Origin of the sequence: Nostoc sp. 2RC, assembly GCF_014222165.1 — a bacterium.
Taxonomy (GTDB): domain Bacteria; phylum Cyanobacteriota; class Cyanobacteriia; order Cyanobacteriales; family Nostocaceae; genus Nostoc; species Nostoc linckia.
In genome coordinates, this window is the sequence record NZ_JACKZU010000583.1 from 1 (window position 1) to 3,028 (window position 3,028).

General features: G+C 40.7%; 3 protein-coding genes. 1 reads left to right on the forward strand and 2 read right to left on the reverse strand.

The features are described from left to right. Nucleotides 1-6 precede the first annotated feature (6 nt). Nucleotides 7-888 carry a carbohydrate ABC transporter permease gene (locus GNE10_RS33370; RefSeq protein ID WP_185570336.1) on the reverse strand — a complete coding sequence of 294 codons (882 nt, stop codon included), beginning with the start codon at nt 886-888 and terminating at the stop codon, nt 7-9. 24 nt (nt 889-912) lie between these two features. Here GNE10_RS33370 and purN point away from each other — a divergent pair, with 24 nt between their 5' ends. After that, complete coding sequence (purN, locus tag GNE10_RS33375) at nt 913-1,560, forward strand: phosphoribosylglycinamide formyltransferase (RefSeq protein WP_185570337.1); 648 nt, start codon at nt 913-915, stop codon at nt 1,558-1,560. Nucleotides 1,561-2,390: 830 nt separating this feature from the next. Here purN and GNE10_RS33380 read toward each other — a convergent pair. Further along, nucleotides 2,391-2,987, reverse strand: coding sequence for a CPBP family intramembrane glutamic endopeptidase (locus GNE10_RS33380; protein ID WP_185570338.1), 597 nt, complete (start codon nt 2,985-2,987; stop codon nt 2,391-2,393). Nucleotides 2,988-3,028: the final 41 nt, after the last annotated feature.

Below are 3,028 nucleotides of genomic sequence, written 5' to 3' on the forward strand. Positions count from 1 at the left end.
CTCCCCCTACTCCTCTCCCCAAGTTTGTAACTGCAAATATACCAGTACTAAAGTCACCGCTAACAACACCGTTGCGGCGGCGGCGGCATAGCCAAAATCAAATTGAGCAAAGGCTTCTTGATAAATGTAGTAAACCAGCAAATTAGTGGAATTCAAGGGGCCGCCGCCAGTGATGACATAAACTTGTTCAAAACTCCGCAATGTAAAAATTGCAGTGGTAATTGTGACAAATACAACAGTGGGACGCAATCCGGGTAATGTAATATGCCAAAATTGTTGCCAAGCATTGGCACCATCTAAATCTGCTGCTTCATAACGGCTAAGGGGAATTGCTTGCAACCCAGCTAAAAATACCACCATATTGAAGCCGATTTGTTTCCAAATACTCATTAAAATTAGTACTGGCATTGCCCAAAATATATCTCCCAGCCAAGGTACGGCTGGAATACCAAAAAAATCTAACAGTCCGTTCACTGGCCCCGTTGTTTGAAACAGCCAGCGAAATCCTAAGCCAGCAGCTACAAGAGAAATAATTGAAGGTAAAAAATAAGCACTCCGCAAGATTCCCCGCAAAGCTAAGGAGCGATTTAATAGCACTGCTAATCCCAAGGGGATAATTAAACTGGGAATAATGGTGGCAACAGTAAAATAAATGGTGTTACCAATAACTTGCCAGAAGTCAGAATTTAATAACAAGCGCCAATAGTTTTTTAACCCTATCCAATAAATACCCTTTGAGGTGAAACTGCCGGCGGTGAAACTCAGGTAAAACAAATAAGCTATGGGCCAAATGATAAAAACACCTAGTAAAATCAGTGCTGGTGTGAGAAAAATCCAAGCAGCTACTGTATCATTGTCCAACCAAGACTTACTATATGTTTTTGGCATTTATAATTTTCCCTTTTTGCTGTTATGACGCTTTGCCCTGATTGTACCCCTAGCTTGGTTTCTCCCGGCGTTAACAATGTCCGCCCACAAGATACTCCTTTGAAACTGGGAGTTATGGCTTCTGGAAATGGCAGCAATTTTGATGTAGTTGCCCAAGCGATTGAAAATGGACAACTAAATGCCAAAATTCAAGTTTTGATTTATAATAACCCCACAGCAAAAGCAGCAGTCAAAGCAGCAAATCGCGGAATAGAAGCTGTGTTGCTGAATCACCGCGAGTATAAAAGCCGGGAAAAGTTTGATGAGAAAATTGTGCAGACATTACGGCAGTATGATGTCGAATGGGTGATTCTGGCGGGGTGGATGCGACTGTTGACATCAGTATTTATTGATGCTTTTCCTAACAAAATTATTAATATACATCCAAGTTTATTGCCTAGTTTTAAGGGAATTAATGCTGTAGAACAAGCTTTGGCTTCTGGGGTAAAAATCACTGGCTGTACTGTGCATATTGCTTGTTTAGAAATGGACAGCGGCCCTATATTGATGCAAGCCGCAGTACCAGTGCTACCGGATGATACCCCAGAAACACTGCACGCCAGAATTCAAATTCAAGAACATCGGATTTTACCAATGGCCATCGCCCTGGCAGCAGCTAATACTAATTCCTAGTTGCTGTCAATACGTGCTGATCAAAATTAATTTTTGGATGATATCGTGTCCGCTTGATTACTTATTAAATCCGAAAAACCCCACCCCGCCAAAGCTACGCTTTGTCTCCCCTCCCCGCCTGCGGGGAGGGGATTAAGGGGTGGGGTGCAATGGTTGTGGGAATCAGAACTAATTAGGGGTTGCTGAAAAAGTCCTTTGGTGGTGGTAGGTAACTCTTAATAGGGAACAGTTTTATCCTGATTGTTTTCCATTTTTTAGAGTCCAACAAATAAGCAATGCAAAGTTTTTAAGCCTTATATAGCAGTCCGATTTGATTAATGAACTGATCTGTATAGGCAGGCAAGAGGCAATAGGGAATAGGCAACAGGATTATAAAAAAGTAAAGTGTACGGAATTTTGTTCAAAAATCAAATAGGATTCCTATAGCTTTATTTTCTTGCACTTGAGTGCGACTGAAAAACCTCAAAAGCACAGAATATAAGACTTTCAAACCTATTCAGCAGATCCTAATTATGCGGACATGATATGAGCCAGCACTCAATACGGTTTGGATAAACAGTATGAACTTTGCTTGTGGCCTGGGAAAAGGTTAAGGGGTAAAGGATGTATTTGAAACCTTTACCCTTTACCCTTTACCCTTTACCCTTTTCCCTTTTCCCTAACTGTATTGAGTCAGCGTTGGAGCGATCGCAACCAGATTTAGTTACCAAGCTAGAATTTAAGATGGGTATATATTGATAATTTCATATGGCAATTTTTTCTTTAGTAGGTAAGCGTTCAAGAAATTATATTTTCTAGTTATAGCTGAATGACTATAATCTCCGAATATCTTATTTTTTACTTTTCGACAATTCCCAAATTTTCCACATATAACTAGAAATCCAATTCGTCATGATATGAGCGGCAATAGGTACTAATAAGTTGCCAGTGAGCAAGGCGCTGTATCCTAATATGATGCCAACAATGCTTGCCCAAACTACGTAAGGCCATTGTTGAGAACCACTCAAATGCAAGACGCCAAAACAAAGACTAGATACAATCACAGCTAAATCATCGAAACCTAAAGCTGGCAGCATCACGCCCCGAAATAATAATTCTTCACTTAAACCAGGTAGCAAGCCTAACCAAATTAAGTCTGGCAAAGTTAAAGGTTTTAATATTACTTCTAGATAAAAATCTGCACTTTTACGGTAGGAACTCCAAAGGCGATAAGTTAAGCCACTTAATGCAGTGATGGCAAATCCCAATCCTACACCCAACAGCAAATCTCTTTCGTTGAAATTCCACGAAAATAGGGAAAAGTTGCCAAAATACAACCACAATTTAGCGACTATCAGCAAAATTATCGCAGTGGCTCCCATCGCTCCCAGTACTTGGATGCGTGTGAGATATGGCATTTCTGGTTCTTGCTTTTGTTGTTCTATCACGAGTTTTTTAGGAATGGAGAGTGGGGGGGTGGGGGCAATAC